The 17,485-nt window shown below is 38.3% G+C and carries 14 protein-coding genes and 1 riboswitch; of the genes, 9 read left to right on the plus strand and 5 right to left on the minus strand.

Translation table 11 applies throughout. The features are described 5' to 3' along the window. The first annotated feature begins 96 nt into the window (after window positions 1-96). The 5 genes from JL102_RS14415 to JL102_RS14435 all read left to right on the plus strand — a co-directional run bounded on the left by JL102_RS14415 (window position 97) and on the right by JL102_RS14435 (window position 5,417). Window positions 97-1,482: an alpha-amylase gene (locus JL102_RS14415; protein ID WP_202245116.1), complete on the plus strand. Its 1,386-nt coding sequence runs from the start codon at window positions 97-99 to the stop codon at window positions 1,480-1,482. A 227-nt stretch (window positions 1,483-1,709) separates the two neighbouring features. Further along, the gene (locus JL102_RS14420) at window positions 1,710-2,906 is read left to right on the plus strand and encodes a CapA family protein (protein ID WP_237390596.1); all 1,197 of its coding nucleotides are present in this window, start codon (window positions 1,710-1,712) and stop codon (window positions 2,904-2,906) included. An 8-nt stretch (window positions 2,907-2,914) separates the two neighbouring features. Then, window positions 2,915-3,253, plus strand: a complete 339-nt coding sequence (locus JL102_RS14425) for a MerR family transcriptional regulator (protein WP_202245117.1) — start codon at window positions 2,915-2,917, stop codon at window positions 3,251-3,253. Window positions 3,254-3,262: 9 nt separating this feature from the next. After that, the gene (gene dprA, locus JL102_RS14430) at window positions 3,263-4,375 is read left to right on the plus strand and encodes a DNA-processing protein DprA (RefSeq protein WP_202245118.1); all 1,113 of its coding nucleotides are present in this window, start codon (window positions 3,263-3,265) and stop codon (window positions 4,373-4,375) included. Next, entirely contained in the window at window positions 4,365-5,417 is a 1,053-nt protein-coding gene (locus JL102_RS14435; RefSeq protein ID WP_202245119.1) for a J domain-containing protein, read from the plus strand. Before dprA ends, JL102_RS14435 begins: the two co-directional genes overlap by 11 nt. A gap of 103 nt (window positions 5,418-5,520) precedes the next feature. Here the strand turns inward: JL102_RS14435 and JL102_RS14440 are convergent, their stop codons facing one another. Together JL102_RS14440 and JL102_RS14445 are read right to left on the minus strand one after the other, a co-directional pair. Further along, window positions 5,521-6,165 carry a tetratricopeptide repeat protein gene (locus JL102_RS14440; protein WP_237390597.1) on the minus strand — a complete coding sequence of 215 codons (645 nt, stop codon included), beginning with the start codon at window positions 6,163-6,165 and terminating at the stop codon, window positions 5,521-5,523. A gap of 58 nt (window positions 6,166-6,223) precedes the next feature. Continuing rightward, the gene (locus JL102_RS14445; RefSeq protein ID WP_202245120.1) at window positions 6,224-7,072 is read right to left on the minus strand and encodes a hydroxymethylglutaryl-CoA lyase; all 849 of its coding nucleotides are present in this window, start codon (window positions 7,070-7,072) and stop codon (window positions 6,224-6,226) included. Window positions 7,073-7,225: 153 nt separating this feature from the next. On the opposite strand from JL102_RS14445, the gene JL102_RS14450 reads away from it, so the two are divergent. Genes JL102_RS14450 through JL102_RS14465 form a run of 4 tightly spaced genes read left to right on the plus strand, consistent with a single transcriptional unit; the run spans window position 7,226 to window position 12,954 of the window. Then, window positions 7,226-9,028, plus strand: coding sequence for a DUF1800 family protein (locus JL102_RS14450; protein ID WP_202245121.1), 1,803 nt, complete (start codon window positions 7,226-7,228; stop codon window positions 9,026-9,028). An 18-nt stretch (window positions 9,029-9,046) separates the two neighbouring features. Continuing rightward, a complete protein-coding gene (locus JL102_RS14455) occupies window positions 9,047-10,786 on the plus strand; it encodes a DUF1501 domain-containing protein (protein ID WP_202245122.1) in 1,740 nt (579 codons plus the stop codon). 40 nt (window positions 10,787-10,826) lie between these two features. Continuing rightward, the gene (locus tag JL102_RS14460) at window positions 10,827-11,714 is read left to right on the plus strand and encodes a porin family protein (RefSeq protein WP_202245123.1); all 888 of its coding nucleotides are present in this window, start codon (window positions 10,827-10,829) and stop codon (window positions 11,712-11,714) included. Between the two features lie 28 nt (window positions 11,715-11,742). After that, window positions 11,743-12,954 (plus strand): hypothetical protein, encoded by a 1,212-nt coding sequence (locus JL102_RS14465; protein ID WP_202245124.1) that lies wholly within the window; start codon window positions 11,743-11,745, stop codon window positions 12,952-12,954. A 169-nt stretch (window positions 12,955-13,123) separates the two neighbouring features. Here JL102_RS14465 and JL102_RS14470 read toward each other — a convergent pair whose 3' ends face one another. From JL102_RS14470 to metH, 3 genes are all read right to left on the minus strand, one after another. Further along, the gene (locus JL102_RS14470) at window positions 13,124-13,531 is read right to left on the minus strand and encodes an Hsp20/alpha crystallin family protein (RefSeq protein WP_202245125.1); all 408 of its coding nucleotides are present in this window, start codon (window positions 13,529-13,531) and stop codon (window positions 13,124-13,126) included. 82 nt (window positions 13,532-13,613) lie between these two features. Then, a complete protein-coding gene (gene metF / locus JL102_RS14475) occupies window positions 13,614-14,567 on the minus strand; it encodes a methylenetetrahydrofolate reductase [NAD(P)H] (RefSeq protein WP_202245126.1) in 954 nt (317 codons plus the stop codon). A 48-nt stretch (window positions 14,568-14,615) separates the two neighbouring features. Next, window positions 14,616-17,291, minus strand: coding sequence for a methionine synthase (metH, locus tag JL102_RS14480; protein WP_202245127.1), 2,676 nt, complete (start codon window positions 17,289-17,291; stop codon window positions 14,616-14,618). A gap of 74 nt (window positions 17,292-17,365) precedes the next feature. Next, window positions 17,366-17,473: riboswitch (SAM riboswitch) on the minus strand. Window positions 17,474-17,485 lie beyond the last annotated feature (12 nt).

Here is a 17,485-nt window from a genome sequence, read left to right on the forward strand (position 1 = left end):
AATCGTTTGTTTTATTTTCATTACTACTTTACTTACTTCTCAGACAGATTAAACAGAATAATTTACATATTCATAAGAAAACAAAATACTACCCTCATGAAGAATGTACGATTAATATTATCAGGACTATCGCTCCTATTAGCAATCCTCTTTAGCAGCTGTTCCGACCCCGTTACAGAACAACAAACCTCTGCAAATAAAGATGATGCTATTACCACCACTGATAACTCTCAAGCTCGCTTACCGGGGCCAGGTGGTGGTGTGCTAATGCAAGCCTTTTATTGGGATGTTCCAGCCGGTGGAAACTGGTACGATTCCATCAAAGATAAAATCCCCAGCTGGGATGCTGCCGGAATTTCCGCCATATGGCTACCTCCGGTAAGCAAAGCTCAAAACGGCGCATATTCCATGGGCTACGACCCTGCCGACTACTTTGACTTTGGAGATTACAACCAACATGGGTCTGTAGAGACTCGCTTTGGCAATAAAGCAGAACTAGTTTCACTCATTAACACAGCACATAGTTACGATATAGACGTGTATGCTGATATAGTTTTAAACCATAACAGCGGCGGAGCACTAGAACCAAATCCTTATACTGGCACCAATACCTACACCGACTTTAATCCGGCTTCTGGTAAGTTCTATAGGTCAGCCAGTGACTTCCACCCTAACAGCTATGCCACTTATGATGAAGGCATCTTTGGAGGCTTCCCTGACTTAAGCCATTCCGCTCCTTACGTCCAAGACTGGTTATGGAACAGAGCCGATGGTGTGGGTAAATATTACAGAGATTCATTGGGCTTTGATGGCTGGAGATTTGACTACGTTAAAGGCTTTGGCGGCTGGGTGGTTAAAGAATGGATGAATAATGTAGGAGGTTTTGCAGTAGGTGAATACTGGGATGGAAACGCTCAGTTATTACAAGATTGGGTTAATGCTACTAACAGAACCTCATCGGCCTTTGACTTTGCCTGTTATTATAAAATGGATGAGGCCTTTGATGGTAATGATCTTACTAAGCTACAAGATGATATGCTTTGGAAAAGAGATGCATACAAAAGTGTCACTTTTGTCACCAACCATGACACCGATATCATTGGGGATAAAATGCATGCCTATGCCTACATTATGACACATGAAGGCTATCCCACTGTTTTTTACAATGACTTCGAACAATGGCTAGATAAAGACAAGCTCATTAACCTTATCTGGATTCATAATAACAAAGCTGTAGGGTCTACTTCTATCCAATATGCTGATAATGATGAGTATATTGCTAGAAGAAACGGCTCCCCAGGACTTATTGTATACCTTAATGATTCAAACGTGTGGGTGGAGCGATGGGTGCAAACTAACTGGAGCACCTCCTCTATCAAAGACTATACAGGAAATTCTAACTGGCAACCAACTACACAAACCGATAAGTGGGTAAAAATACAGTGCCCACCTAACAGCTACTCAGTATGGTCTCCGTTATAATATTTACTATAGTCAGGTGCTCAGAAGCACCTGACTTCCTTCTTTTTAAGAAAGGATATTATAATCCTAAATCCACCTGATTTTAGTTAACTAAAACTTGAAGCTCTCTTACACAACATGTTATGTTCCATTATCTTCTGTAAAAACTTCAACGTAAATTATTTTTTTGATTTTAGATGCTTAATCCCTTCTCATATTGATTTTATTAAGCTTATTTTGCTTCATATATGAAAGCAAAATTACACCCGGTTCTATCGTTTCTTTTAGTTGTCTTTTTTTTAAGTGGTTGTAAAGTAGCCCAAAAGTCGGGCTCCACAAAAACACAGGCCCCTGTAATGGACTCTACTGCTATAGCCGTCCAGGATACCACCATTCTTGAAGCTGATACTGTAGCAGTAGTAGAAGTACAAGACTCTGTAGAACTAAAGGCTCACAGGCTATTAAAAGATACCGTTTCCATTATAGGTGTAGGAGACATTATGATGGGCACTAACTTCCCTGAAACATGGTACCTCCCTCCCAATGAAGGGAAAGACTTGCTTAAAGAAGTAAACCCTATTTTAAAGAATGCTGATGTCACTTTCGGAAACCTGGAAGGAGTAATTTTGAATGAAGGAGGAAATCCAAAATACTGTAAAGACCCTAAAGTTTGTTATATCTTCCGCTCACCGGAATATCTAGCTCAAAACTTGGTTACTGCTGGCTTTGATGTAATGAGTACGGCCAACAATCATGCTGGTGATTTTGGAGAACCTGGAAGGAAAAACACTATGCGAATATTGGATTCGCTAAATATTCACCATGCAGGCCAAACTGTGCGCCCCTACTCTACTTTCATGATTGAAGGAATGAAATATGGGTTCGCCGCTTTCTCGCCTAACACAGGCACCATGAGTATAAATGATATAGCTGCCGCTCAAAAGATAGTAGCTCACCTGGATTCTATCAGCGATATTGTCATTGTGAGCTTTCATGGTGGGGCCGAAGGAAGCAAATACCAACATGTAACCAGAAAAAATGAATATTTCTACGGCGAAAACAGAGGTAACGTTTACCTTTTTGCTCATGAAATGATCAATGCAGGGGCAGATGTTATTTTTGGACACGGACCACATGTAACCCGTGCTGTAGAAGTGTATAATGAACGTTTTATTATTTACAGTTTAGGTAATTTTTGTACTTATGCTAGGTTTAACTTAAGAGGCGATAATGGTTTGGCTCCTATAGTCAAAGTTTTCACAGACTCTGAGGGTAAATTTTTAAAAGCTCAGGTCACTCCTATTATTCAAAAAGCACCAGGAGGACCTTCAATTGATGAGCAAAATCGTGTCATCTTTAAATTACAGGAGCTTACCGCAGAAGATTTCCCAGAATCTCAAATAAAAATTGACGATAGTGGTTTAATTAAGTATATTAAAAACTAATTCTATCTATGCCTTACAAAGAAAAAATAATAGAAAAAAAATACTATGCCATTGGTGAAGTAGCGCAAATGTTTAATGTAGCTACATCTTTAATCCGATTTTGGGAAACTGAATTTGATATCATCAAACCTAAGAAGAACAGAAAAGGCAACAGGCAATTCACCAAGGAAGACATAGAAAATGTAAGGCTAATTTATCATCTGGTAAAGGAAAGAGGATTTACTCTTCAGGGAGCAAAGGACATTCTTAAAAGCGACTCTGATGCTGTAAAAGACAAAATGGATATGATAGACTCCTTAACCAAAGTGAAAGAATTTTTGATGGAATTAAAACAACAGATACCATAAAATGAAAACATGAATCAGGAACGTCTGTCACAGCTGGCTTTAAATTTCATTCCCGGCCTGGGGAGTTATTCTATAAAACAGTTAGTCAGTTATGCAGGCTCAGCCCATCAGGTTTTCAAACTTCCTAAAGCTAAACTTTTAAAAATTCCAGGCATAGGAAAAGTAATAGCGGACTCCATCCTCAATAACCAACCATTTTCACGTGCAGAAGAAGAGCTCAAGCGCTCTGAAGCTGCTGGTGTTCAAATTTTACTTCATACTGATCAGGAGTACCCTAAAAGGTTAAGGCAAATTAACGACGCTCCCTCACTACTCTATTACAAAGGCAAGGCTAACCTTAACACTTCTAAGGTAGTATCAATAGTAGGCACAAGAAATGCTACTTCTTATGGAAAAGAGGTCACTGATGACTTAGTAAAAGAACTGGCAAAACATCAGGTTCTGGTAGTAAGTGGTTTGGCCTATGGAATTGATATCCAAGCGCACAAATCTTCATTAAAGTACAAGGTGCCTACCATAGGCGTAATGGCTAGTGGTATCAATATTATATATCCGGCCATACATAAAGAAACGGCCTTTAAAATGCAAGATGAGGGTGGTCTGCTTACAGAGCACGCTTTAGATACTAAACCTGACCCTCATAAATTTCCGGCACGCAATCGAATTATCGCTGGCATGTCTGATGCTACCATTATCATTGAAGCTGCTAAAAAGGGAGGTGCATTAATCACAGCAGACATAGCCAATAGTTACAATAAAGATGTCTTCGCTATACCAGGAAAAGTAACAGATCCATTTTCAGAGGGTTGCAACAATCTTATTAAACAAAACAAAGCACACCTACTTACCAATTTGGCAGATCTTGAATATATTATGAACTGGGAAGAAAAAGATGCTTTAACAGAGGAAAGTCATATTACTCTTGAAGACTTTACGCAAGAGGAGCAAATAATCATTTCAGAATTGAATAAGGAGAGCAATGCCATATTAATAGACAACCTGAGCTGGAGAACTAATATTTCCATCAATCGCTTGTCATCATTATTACTCAACCTGGAATTCCAGGGCATTATTAAATCATTGCCAGGTAAAAGATATCAAGTAACAAAAAGTGTATACTGAAAATTATTATCGCATACTGGGGTTAACACCTTCCGCTACTGAGGATGAGATCAAGGCCACTTACAGAAGATTGGCCAAGAAATATCATCCTGATTTGCATATGAATGATAAATCAAATGAAGAGAAGTTTAAAAGAATAAATATAGCGTATTCCATATTATCAGATCCCCATAAAAAGAAGGCCTTTGACCTTACTTTAATACCTGTTGAAATATTCACAAATAGCTACTCTAGCAATAAGCATTCTACTTATCCTCCTCATTCTATTTATAACAATCAAAAGAAAAAGAATAGTCAGACTAGAATCACAATATTTATTTTAATGGGGTTGAGCGTATTCTTATTTCTATTTCTGTTAGGCATCTCTCGTTTGTCTTCTGAACAAAACTATGCCGCAGGTATGGAGTACTTTCAACGAAAGCAATTTAATGATGCTATTGACTCTTTTGAATATGCTATTTGGGCATTAGGTAGCAAATCTTCAGAAGCCTGCAGCAAGCTCTCTGAAATATATCTTTATCATTGGAATCACTACCCGTTGGCTTTGAGATACTGTAATGAAGCATTGGAATACACATCAGATGAACAGACGATGGCTCAGATTTTCTATTTACGGGCTATAACGCTTAAAAAAATGGGACAATATGAAGAGGCCATTCAAGACTTATCTCTCGCTGAAAACAATGGATACAACAAAGACAGCATATACAAAGAAGTAGGCAATATTTACACTTACAATTTAAAGCAATATGTCTCTGGACATAGAGCATTTTCTAAACTCATAACCATCAGTTCTTCCTCAGAAATAGGATGGTTTGGCAAAGCTTGGTGCGAGCAACATCTTAATCTATACCATGAAGCGATTGAAAGCTATTCCATGGTTATCAGTATGAATCCTAATGCAGCGAAAAGCTATTACTACAGAGGAGTTAATGAAACCATAGTAGAAGATAATAATAAAGCCTGTGAAGATTTTAAGATGGCTAAAATGATGGGTGTACCACTGGCAGAAGAAAGGTACGGGCTATATTGTTTAAATTAGCTAGGTATGAAAAGGTCGAAATTATGATAAAGGTTTTTCAAAGAAAAAAGCCCTGAGAAAAATCTCAGAGCCTCTTAACCATGAAAAACCCGACTAATTATTTTTAATTTTCTTGATATATCTTAGTGTTACACTTTTCCTTAATTACATCATAAGCCTTTAAATCACCTAGTTCACCAGCTTTGCTTAAATCCAAACAGCCTTGCTGTACCTGGCCAAAGTCTAGTCTAAGTATGCCTCTTAAGTAATAAGCATCAACATTCCTTGAATTTAGTTCAATGATCTTAGAGCAATCATTAATTGCATCCTGATATGCTTCTAATTGTTGCTTTGCCTGCCCTCTTTTGTAATACGCCTCTAACCTGTCTCCATCAAACTCTATGGTTGAAGTATAGTCTGCGATTGCTCCGTAATAATCTTGTAACTTAAATTTTATATTTCCTCTAGAATAATATGCATCTGCGAACTTGTCGTATTTTTCCAGGCAAGTATTATAATCTTTCATAGCGCCATGTAAATCACCAAACGCCTCTTTGATCTTACCTCTCATATAATATGCCTGATAATAGTCAGGATCTTTTTCAATAGCAGAATTAAAGCTGATTACCGCCTGCATGTACTCTCGTTTCTCATAAAGAGATTTACCCTTTTCTGTAAATTCTTTCGCACTTTGAGCCATTGCCAGGGGTATAAAACCTATAGCCAACAGTAATGTCAGTAAATATTTCATTTCAATTTTAGTTTTCATGGTTCCAAATGGTTTTGCAAAAACAATGCATGATTTAAAAAAAAATATAAAAACCCTATTATAATCCAAATATGGGTGCTGCTAAACTCATGGACTTATCGAACTCATCAATTTTCAATCCCATATTGGGATTTTGTTTCCTTAATTCGGAAATGATAGTTTCCGTCGCCATGTTACCTACCAACTCATCATCTGCCATTGGGCACCCTCCAAATCCATTTATAGCTCCATCGAAACGACGGCAACCAGCTTGTTGAGCTGCTTTGATCTTATCTCTAGATGACTCTGGCCTGGAATGTAGATGGGCTCCAAACTCTATCTCTGGATACTGTGCCAAAAGGTTTTTAAATAAATAATCAATATCATCAGGAGTAGCTATACCAATAGTATCAGAAAGTGAAATAATGTTGATGCCCATAGCATATATCAAATCTACAAAGTCAGCCACCATTTCCAAGCTATAAGGATCTCCATAAGGATTACCGAAACCCATGGATATATATATCACCGTTTCTTTATTTCGCTTAATCACTAGATCCTGAATTTCACCTATAACAGTGATCGCCTCTTTAATAGTTTTGTTAGTATTCCTTTTCTGAAAAGTTTCTGAAATAGAAAGAGGAAAACCCAAGTAATCAATTTGATCAAAACCTAGAGCAGTTTCAGCTCCTCGTTTATTGGCGACAATGGCCAGCAATTTAGTATTGGTTTGACTTAGATCTAATTGCTCCACTACCTCTGCCGTATCTTTCATCTGAGGAATAGCTTTGGGAGAAACAAAACTTCCAAAATCCAGAGTATCAAAACCTACCTTTAATAATTGATTGAGATATTTTACTTTATCAGAAGTGGGAATAAAGTGCTTTATTCCCTGCATTGCATCACGAGGGCATTCTATAATCTTCATAATTTGACATGAGTGTTATAATCAAATTTATCATTCTCATACTAGAAAGACAAAAGTGTCATTGGTCGATCTTTTTAGTTATTTAATCTGATAAAAATTTCTATTTACAATTTTTAATATTTAGTTTGAAATTTAAAACTTACTTTTTTTATCATGCCGTTAAATGAATTGACAAGTCCGCTGGGTAAACACAGGGCCGCTCATTTACTGCGTAGAGTTACTTTTGGTGCTACCAAGAAGCAGGTAGACTTTTTCGCCACTCTTACTCCGCAGCAAGCTGTTAACATCTTGTTTAACTCAGATTTGCCGGATCCAGAATTACCTTTAGACTTAAAAACTAATGCTGAATGGGTAATTTCAGGAAATACTGATGCTAACAGTAGCGACAAAACGCTAAGAGATTATTTCAAGGCTTGGTATATAGGCCAGATGTTGAGCACAGGTATTACAGATGACAACCTAAAAATGGCTTATGCAGCTCGTGAAAGAATCACTTTTTTTCTTCACACCCACTTCACCACCATGGAAGAAAAGGTGAATAGCAGCCGTGCTCTATATTTCCAAAACACACTATTTAGAATGTTCGCTTTGGACAAAGAGGATGTTCTGGTGGAAATTATCGATGAAGATACAGGTATAAGTCAACCAGAAACTGCTCCTAGAAACTTTAAGGAGCTTACCAAAAAGTTTTGTTTAGACAATGCTACCCTGCGATTTTTAGATGGAAACCTCAATGTTAAAGGGGCCCCTAATGAAAATTATGCACGTGAAATGTTTGAACTTTATACCGTAGGCAGAGGGCTGGAAGTAATTGCAAACGAACAAACCTCTGATGAAGTGGGAGATTACTTCACCTTTAAAGAGAAAGACGTACAAGCAGCTGCCCGGGTACTCACAGGCTTCAAATTCGATAATGAATTTAGCACCATAGATCAATACACTGGTCTGCCTCAAGGCAAGGCAAACCCTGGTAGTCATTCTACTAGATCTTCCGAGAAAGAGTTCAGCGAATATTACAATGGTCAGATCATAGATCAGGACACTTCCTTGCTAGAAAATGGACAACCCTCTCCTAAGAGCATGATTGATGAAGTGGGCCGAATGATAGATATGATTTATGAAAACGAAGAAACAGCCAAACACATCTGTCGCAAAATATATAGATTCTTTGTTTATTATGATATTACCGAAGACATCAATAACACTATCATACAAGATATGGCGCAGGTTTTTGTTAGCAATAATTATAAGCTTCAACCTGTGCTGGAAGCACTTTTTAAAAGTGAATATTTTTATGAGGCCTCTACTGATGTTACCGATGATAAATTTGGCGGCATCATAAAATCACCCTTAGATCTGGTACTCGGTGCTCACCTGTTTTTTGAAACCCCCATCCCTGATTACACAACAGAGCTTGAGCTATTTTATGAATTTATTAACAGTCAAATTATTGCCAAGCTGTCAAATCAAGGCATGAATTTCTATGAACCTTATGAGGTAGCTGGGTATGGTGCCTACCACCAATACCCTGTGTTTAATAGAAACTGGATTTCGACCAATTACTTAGCATACAGATACCAATTTATAAGCAAATTTTTTACCTCGAATAATGGTGAATCTCCCTTGATCAACCTGCTAGACTATGTACAGAATAATTTTTCTACCGAAGGAGAAGATGCCAAGCAACTCATTTTAAGCCTGGCCCCATACTTATTGCCTGTTGCTCAAGAGCTTGATTTTGACAACGATCTACCTGGCAGGGGCATGACCAAAGAGAGACTTAGGTTTTTCCTGCAAACTTTTATTCAGTATAGCGACTATAATACCGATGCCGACACTCAAAACCTGGTTTGGAAGGACTTATATTCTAACCCAAACAATTATGATACTGCCGCCATCTATCTTAACAGGTTATTTAATAGTATGCTTCAGTCTCCGGAATATCAATTGTTTTAACTATTCTAATCGCAGAATATGAAAAGAAGAAATTTTTTAAAGAGTGTACCTCTAGCTGCCGGAGGGGCTTTTGCCATCAACAGTATCCCTATGCATATCCTGGCAAAAGAAAACAGAATATTAAGGGCCGCTGAACTTGATGATAATGATCGAGTACTGGTAATTATACAACTTCATGGTGGTAACGATGGTTTGAACTCCGTAATACCTGTAAATCAATATGACTTGTATTACAACCTAAGGCCAAATATTGCTATACCGGCTAAGAATAGTGCCAGAAGATATATACCTTTAGATTCTACTTTTTCTGATGAATCTAAGCTGGTAGGCCTTCACCCTGACATGACAGGCGTTAAAAGCATGTACGATACTGGCAAAATCAATATTGTTCAAGGAGTTTCATACCCCAAAAATAATGGCTCTCATTTCAGAGGAAGAGACATCTGGCTAATGGGAGCTGGTTTTGACAGATATGAAGATTCAGGATGGGTAGGCAGATACCTATCTAAACAATACGCTCCTGAGAAGTACCCTGATGACTTTCCTAATGCCAACATGCTTGACCCACTAGCGATTGAACTGGGCAGCGACGTATCTTTGCTTTTTCACCAGAAAGGGAACATACCTACCTCCGTTTCACTACCTAATAACCCTGAGGCCTTCGTAGAAGTACTCAATGGACTTGTTGGGTTTGACGACGTAGAACTCGATCCGAGAGGCCTCCCCCCTGCCTACCTTAAAGATTCTCCATACTATAAAGAAATGGAGTGGATACTAGGTTTGGAAGATAAAACAGAGCAATATGCCGAACGATTGCTGAATGTATACAATAACGCACCCGCAACTAGCGTCCCTTACCCGGAGACCTATCCTTTTAGCGCTCCTAAAAGCTACCAAAGAAACGGCCTTTCTGGTCAATTACAAGTAGTGAGTAGGCTTATATCAGGAGGTGCTAAAACTAAAGTTTACATGGTAAAAATAGGAGGCTTTGACACTCATGCTGATCAGGTGGAAAGTCATGATGCTACTATGGGCTTACATGCGGCACTGATGTACCACATAAGCTCCGCCATGCAAGCCTTTCAGGCAGACTTAAGAGCAAGAGGCATTGAAGACAGGGTTGTAACCATGACCATTTCTGAATTTGGTAGAAGAATAAAATCTAATGGAAGTTATGGCACTGACCATGGTAAAGGTGGACCGATGTTTTTATTTGGAAAATATGTAAAAGGTGGCGTTACTGGTCATAATATGGACCTCACGGGAAGCCCTTCTAATGTAGATATGCAATATGACTATCGACAGATATATGCAAACCTGCTTCATGATTGGTTAAAAGTACCAAAGGATCAGCTGGGAGGCCTCAATGACGGCATCGTTATGGGGAGCAACACAGATACTAATTTCTACGATGGCCCTAAAGAAGATGGAGATGGCTTCTATAAACCATTAAACCTGATTGATGAAACCATTACTGGTACTGAGGGCTTTTTCAATGAGCGCTTTTCTTTACGTAATGCTTACCCTAACCCTACAAAAGGGCAAACCACTATGTCGTTTTTCATCAATAGTGAAGCCATGGTAAACCTTAAGATTATGGACATCAAAGGAAAAACAGTAAAAACAGTAATTCAGGAAAAGAAAAGCCCGGGTGAACATCAAGTTCAAGTGAACCTTGCTGACTTAGAGCCAGGCATGTATTTCTATAAGATAGAGGCTGGTTTACTGCAGGAAACTAAGAAAATCATCGTTCAATAAAACTATTTTTTATAATACAACTTCTACTAAACAATCAATAATGAAGTATTTTTTAGCAGTCTTGGTAAGCGTGTTCTTACTGTGCAGCCACAGCTTTACATACGGACAGAAGAAAAACCGTATGTACTCCGGCTATCAGACCAAAAGGCCGCAACCTAATGACAAGTTCATGAAAACCCAATGGTGGTTAGGCTTTCGGGCTGGGGCTAATATAACTGAAGTAAGTCCCACCACCTATTACAGCGCTTTTAGCCCTATTAACTACAAATCCACCAGAACAGAAAAAGAGTATAACTCTATGGGAATGGATCAGCTAAGCGGCCAGGCAGGTGTAGAGATCACATTGTATCACAAAGGCTTTTCTTTTAGCTTGCAACCCAATTATAGAAGACAGCGATATGCCTATTCTAATCTATATGAATGGAATGGGGCTAATGGCAATAGCCTACTAATACAATATGATCAGGAGAATCAATTAGACTATATAGAATTTCCACTATTTATTAAATATGATCTTACACGAGATAACATAAGGCCTTTCATTCAAATAGGCGCTTATTATGGCACTCTTGTTGGTGCCAACAAACACCTTACAACTTCAGGCATAGATAATGCCTCTGGCGCCGAGGGTCCCTTTGATAATCAGGAAACCACCATAGGTGCTAAAGATATCTACATTAAATCGTCAGTAGGTATAGCTGGTGGACTTGGCGTGAGTTATGATTTTTGGAATCTAAGACTGGTTTTTGATGCCACCTACCGCTATGGTATGAATAACATTACCAATGTAAAAAACCGTTACTCCAAAAATGAGTTGACAGGCATAGGAGACGCGCTTGATAATATAGAATTGAGAAATGTATCTATGAACTTTGCCTTGCTATTCCCACTTCGTTTCATAAGTAAAAACTATGATTCATTTAACTAATTGTCTATTAAGGATTTTAATAATACCGATGAAAAATATACAACATCTTCTTTTACTCTTATTTATATCACTGACCATAGGCAGTTGCGATATAGGAGATAATGAAGCTGATCCGGCCTCTTCTTTTTTGAAGATATACGATCATAATGATTATGAAGCTTCCTATATTCCTATCGACATCAAACAAACCACTGATGGAGGATACCTCATCCTCGCCGCCACCAAGAAAGACAGCTACTTTGCAGGAGTAAGGTTAATGAAGGTTAATGATAAGGGGAAATTTGAACAAGAACAGGATTTAAGTAATGAATTTGTACACCCTGTAGGAGAGCTGATGGAGATTAGTGGTAATTTCTATTTCGTAGCTATGCGAGAGGCTGATTTAAGGGCATTTATCTTTATGGTGGATAACACAGGAACAGTCGCAGATCCAATTGAAACGGGCTTGACATCTCCATTAGTTACATCTATCACTTCCGACGGTAATATCTTACTTTTGAGCTATAATAACAGCGATTTGTTAACTGTTTGCTCCGAAATGACAGTAGATGGAAAAGTCTCCAAATCAGCTTCATTCACTATTGGAGCTGGCACTACTGAAGATGGTGAACCTGCAAGAACTATCTTGGATGGTTTTAAGAGATTGGGTTCTAAACCTCCATACGCCATTGGAAAAATGAACAACCAAACTTACTATTTCAATGGATTTTATAATTATACACTATCCTTAGTCTTTACTAGCCTGGCAGAAGATAATGCCGTACAAGGTGTTTTGCAGGGTGTGCATAGAGAATCAGCCATAAGCTCAGTAAAACAGCTAGCAAACAACACCTTTTCGCTTAGTCGTTATAACTCTGGAGACAACTACATTGTACCGAAAACAGAACTACAGTCTTTAAGCATAAACTCTGTGGATGATCTGCCGGGAAACACCTTTCCTGAGCTGGTAAACAACGCCCCGGTAACGGTAAAAAGCGTTTCTATAAAAGGAAAAGAGATTGCCCTTTTTGCTAGTAATACTAAAAATGGTCAAATAGTGATGCTTGCTTTTGATGCGGCTAATGGTGTCCTGGTGGGTACAAAATATCTGGGTTTTGGCAACACTTACGAAGTATCAGCCTTTTCTGAAACAGAAGATGAAGGCCTGGTGGTATTAGGCCATTCCTATTTGACGGGACGATTTGCTCGAATATGCGTTTTTAAATTAAGCAAAGAAGAATTGGATGAGCTTGTAGATTAAAAAAGAAAAATTTGAGAGATAACCGTTATAGTTGCTTAACACTGTCGCATCTAGGTTGTAAAGAGTTCTATTAATAACCAAGGTTAGCTTCAAACGTTTACCAACAGTATTAAAAACAAAAAAGCCCGGTAAGAATATATTCTTACCGGGCTTTTCAATATATAAAGTTTTACATGCTGATATCAATATCTATATTTCGATGAAAATCAGTCTGCAAATCATCATAAGGCAAAATCACTTTCAAAACTCCATTTTCATAGTTAGCATTAATACCCATTCTATCAATATGAGGCTCAAGAGTATGTGAAACTACTACGTGAGGCACAACAAAGTCATCTTGGCTGGCATCAAAAACTACATTATGATATATGATAAGATGTCCATTGATAACCTCAACCCTTAGTTCCTCCGGGCTAACACCAGGAACTCGGGAATTAATCTGCTTGTAATGATTCGTTTTCTTTATTTGTACTTGGGGAGATACACTTCCGCCATTGAAAGTATTCATAATATCCGCACTCTGCAAAACCCTTCTCACCCAGTTAATATCATGATCATATTTCATATTATCCTCCATTGTTTGCTGTTTAAACAACAAGAGTTATACCAACGTCAAGTTAAAGACATTATGTCTACAACACTGACAAAGTGGCAAAATGTTAAAAAAGTTCTTTCGCTATTTCATAAACAGATTTGGATTTACCCATAGAGTAATAGTGTAAAACCGGCACTCCAAAATCAACTAATTCTTTAGATTGCTGAATAGTCCATTCTATTCCTACCTGCTTCACCTCTTCATTAGTTTTACATTTATCTACGGCATCTGCCAGCTCCTCTGGCAAGTCTATATAGAAAATCCTGGGCAGTATATTAAGCTGGCGCTTGGTTGTAAGAGGCTTTAAGCCAGGGATAATAGGAACGTTTATGCCTGCCTCTCTACACTGTTTTACAAAATCACAGAACTTACTATTGTCAAAAAACATTTGAGTAACTATGTAATCCGCTCCCATATCCACCTTCATTTTGAGGTATTTAAGATCCACCTTCAGGTTAGGAGCGGCAAAGTGCTTCTCTGGGTAACCAGCTACTCCTATACAGAAATCAGTGTGATTAGCATTTAATAACTCATCATCCTGATACTGCCCGTTGTTCATTTTCACCACCTGCTCGATAAGTTCGGAAGCGTATTTGTGTCCTCCATTTTCAGCCACAAACATAGACTCAGATTTAATGGCATCTCCTTGTAATAAAAGAACATTATCTATCCCTAGAAAATTAAGATCTATCAGTGCATTTTCAGTTTCTTCTTTAGTAAAGCCGCCACAAATAATATGAGGGACAGTATCTACATTATATTTGTTTTTGATAGCCGCACAGATACCCACTGTACCGGGTCTCTTTCGGATAGACTTCTTTTCTAACAGGCCATTTTCATGCTTCTTATACACAAACTCTTCTCTATGATAAGTAACATCTATAAATGGAGGGTTAAACTCCATCAGAGGATCTATATGCTTATATAAATTTTCAATGTTTTCACCTTTTAGAGGTGGTAATATCTCAAATGAGAACAGTGTCTTTTTAGCATTAGCGATGTGCTCTGTAATCTTCATGATTTATATATTTTTATGCCATATAATACGGCATTATTATTCTATTTATTAATATGCCAGGTTAGGTCCAAGCCATTTTTCAATTAGTTCTACAGACATGTTTTTTCTTTTGGAATAATCAATCACCTGATCTTTTTCCACCTTTCCTAGTCCAAAATAGCGTGAGTTAGGGTGTGAAAAATAAAAACCACTCACCGATGACGCCGGATACATCGCATTAGAATCAGTAAGGAAAATACCGGTATGTTTTTCTACATCCAAAAGCTCAAATAATATCGGTTTCTCAGTATGATCAGGGCATGCGGGATATCCTGGAGCAGGCCTTATGCCCTGATATTTTTCACGAATAAAGTCTTCATTATTCAATTCTTCTTGAGTATATCCCCAGAGTTCTGTTCTTACCTTATAATGCATCAGCTCAGCCATTGCCTCTGCTAGTCTATCAGCCAGGGCCTTTACCATAATTTCATTATAATCATCATGGTTAGCTTTATGCTTCTCTATGAGCTTTTCTATACCAACTCCGGCCGTTACTGCAAACATGCCCATATAATCTTCTATACCTGTTTCTTGAGGTGCGATATAATCAGCCAATGATAAGTTAGGTATTCTTTGACCTTTTTTACCCTGCTGTCTCAAGAAATGAAAACGCTCCGTTTTTCCATCTGGCGTTACAATATCAACATCATCACCATCAGCGTTAGCCTGAAAAAGACCTATAATAGCGTTGGCTGTCAATTGTTTTTCAGCTATAATCTCATCTAACATGATGTTAGCATCAGCATATAACTTTTTGGCTTCCTCACCTATTACTTTGTCCTCAAAAATCTTAGGAAATTTTCCTTTAAGCATCCATGTCTGGAAAAACGGAGTCCAATCAATAAACTGTCTTACTTCTTCTAATGGATATTCTTTAAAAACCTTCACTCCTAAGAAATTAGGCTTGGGAGGTGTATATCCTTCCCAGATTATTTTTGCTTTATTCTCTCTGGCTTGCTGTAGAGGTATATAATTCTTCTCTGTTTTTCTGGTAGAGTGTCCTTCTCTGAGATCATTGTATTCATTCTTGATTTTGGTATGAAAAGCGTCTCTCGTATTTTTACCTATAAGCTCACCTACCACTGGCACACTTCGGGAAGCATCTAGCACATGAACCACGGCTCCACTGTAAGCAGGATCTATTTTAACCGCAGTATGAATTCTACTAGTAGTAGCACCTCCAATAATTAGAGGAACCTGAAGGTTTTGCTTCTGCATTTCTTGAGCTACCCCTACCATTTCATCTAAAGACGGGGTAATTAAACCACTCAGTCCTATAACATCTACATTATTCTTCTTAGCTTCTTCAAGTATCTTTTCTGTGGGCACCATCACCCCTAAATCTATTATCTGATAGTTATTACAGGCCAGTACTACCCCTACTATGTTCTTACCAATATCATGGACATCTCCTTTTACGGTAGCAAGCAAAATCTTAGGTGCATTTTCTACAGACTTATTCTTTCTCTTCTCCTCTTCCATAAAGGGCTCCAGATAAGCCACAGCCTTCTTCATAACCCTGGCACTTTTCACCACCTGAGGCAAAAACATTTTACCCTCTCCAAAGAGATCCCCTACTACATTCATTCCAGCCATTAGGGGCCCTTCTATCACCAAAAGCGGATGGCCAAGCTTAACTCTTGCCTCCTCTGTATCTTCATCTATATAATCAATTATACCTTTAACTAGAGCATGGGATAGACGCTCTTCAACCGTGCCTTTTCTCCAGGCATCATCTTTTACCCTCTGCTTAGCCGTGCCTTTTACAGTCTCCGCAAAATCTAACAACCTTTCGGTGGCATCTTCTCTCCTATCCAGCAATACATCTTCAACGTGCTCTAATAAGTCTTTAGGGATCTCATCATAGACCTCAAGCATAGTAGGGTTCACTATACCCATGTTCATACCATTTTTAATAGCATGATATAGAAAAGCCGAATGCATGGCTTCCCGAACCGTATTATTACCTCTGAAAGAGAAGGAGACATTACTTACACCCCCACTCACGTTAGCACCAGGCAGATTCTCTCTAATCCATTTAGTAGCTTGAAAGAAGTCAATGGCATTTTTTCTATGCTCATCCATCCCTGTAGCAACAGGAAATATATTAGGATCGAAAATGATATCCTGTGGAGGAAATTTAACTTTATCTACTAATATCCGATATGATCTTTCACATATGGATATCCTTCTTTCGTAATTATCTGCCTGTCCCTTTTCATCAAAAGCCATCACCACTACGGCAGCACCATACATTTTTATTTTACGCGCCTGCTGAGCGAATTCCTCTTCACCATTCTTTAAACTGATAGAGTTAACTACACCTTTTCCCTGTATACACTTCAGCCCCGCCTCTATAATTGGCCACTTAGAGGAGTCAACCATAATAGGAATTTTAGAAATCTCCGGTTCAGAAGCTATCAGGTTAAGAAATTTCACCATAGCTTGCTCACCATCGAGCATTCCTTCATCCATATTCACATCCAGTATCTGGGCTCCGCCCTCCACCTGATCTCGCGCAATGGATAATGCCTCCTCAAAATTCTCCTCTTGTATAAGCCTGAGAAACTTCCTTGAACCCGTAACGTTAGTTCTCTCTCCAATATTTACAAAATTGGTTTCAGGAGTAATCACTAAAGGCTCTAGCCCACTCAGTCTTAAGTATGGTATCTTTTTATTTATCATTCATTTGGCATAAAAAAAGCTCTTCCGACAAGTCAGAAGAGCTTATATTTTTATTCCGTTGTAAAGCCTAATCTAACTTATCTTCCTCCTTTTCTGGAGATGGATTTAGCACCTTTACCTATATTTCAGGATGGTTGCTAAGGCTTCGACGGGCCATTTCCCTCAGCCTTTCTTGATAAGAGCATTCAAATAAT

Origin of the sequence: Fulvivirga sediminis, from assembly GCF_016757215.1 — a bacterium.
Taxonomy (GTDB): domain Bacteria; phylum Bacteroidota; class Bacteroidia; order Cytophagales; family Cyclobacteriaceae; genus Fulvivirga; species Fulvivirga sediminis.

Excerpts from the sequence above, each read along its gene's own strand:
- dprA (WP_202245118.1), top strand. The coding sequence starts at position 3,263 with ATGAATCAGGAACGTCTGTCACAGCTGGCTTTAAATTTCATTCCCGGC.
- metH (WP_202245127.1), bottom strand. The coding sequence starts at position 17,291 with ATGATAAATAAAAAGATACCATACTTAAGACTGAGTGGGCTAGAGCCT.
- JL102_RS14440 (WP_237390597.1), bottom strand. The coding sequence starts at position 6,165 with ATGAAAACTAAAATTGAAATGAAATATTTACTGACATTACTGTTGGCT.
- JL102_RS14425 (WP_202245117.1), top strand. The coding sequence starts at position 2,915 with ATGCCTTACAAAGAAAAAATAATAGAAAAAAAATACTATGCCATTGGT.
- JL102_RS14455 (WP_202245122.1), top strand. The coding sequence starts at position 9,047 with ATGAAAAGAAGAAATTTTTTAAAGAGTGTACCTCTAGCTGCCGGAGGG.
- JL102_RS14445 (WP_202245120.1), bottom strand. The coding sequence starts at position 7,072 with ATGAAGATTATAGAATGCCCTCGTGATGCAATGCAGGGAATAAAGCAC.
- JL102_RS14420 (WP_237390596.1), top strand. The coding sequence starts at position 1,710 with ATGAAAGCAAAATTACACCCGGTTCTATCGTTTCTTTTAGTTGTCTTT.
- metF (WP_202245126.1), bottom strand. The coding sequence starts at position 14,567 with ATGAAGATTACAGAGCACATCGCTAATGCTAAAAAGACACTGTTCTCA.
- JL102_RS14460 (WP_202245123.1), top strand. The coding sequence starts at position 10,827 with ATGAAGTATTTTTTAGCAGTCTTGGTAAGCGTGTTCTTACTGTGCAGC.
- JL102_RS14465 (WP_202245124.1), top strand. The coding sequence starts at position 11,743 with ATGAAAAATATACAACATCTTCTTTTACTCTTATTTATATCACTGACC.
- JL102_RS14470 (WP_202245125.1), bottom strand. The coding sequence starts at position 13,531 with ATGGAGGATAATATGAAATATGATCATGATATTAACTGGGTGAGAAGG.
- JL102_RS14450 (WP_202245121.1), top strand. The coding sequence starts at position 7,226 with ATGCCGTTAAATGAATTGACAAGTCCGCTGGGTAAACACAGGGCCGCT.
- JL102_RS14415 (WP_202245116.1), top strand. The coding sequence starts at position 97 with ATGAAGAATGTACGATTAATATTATCAGGACTATCGCTCCTATTAGCA.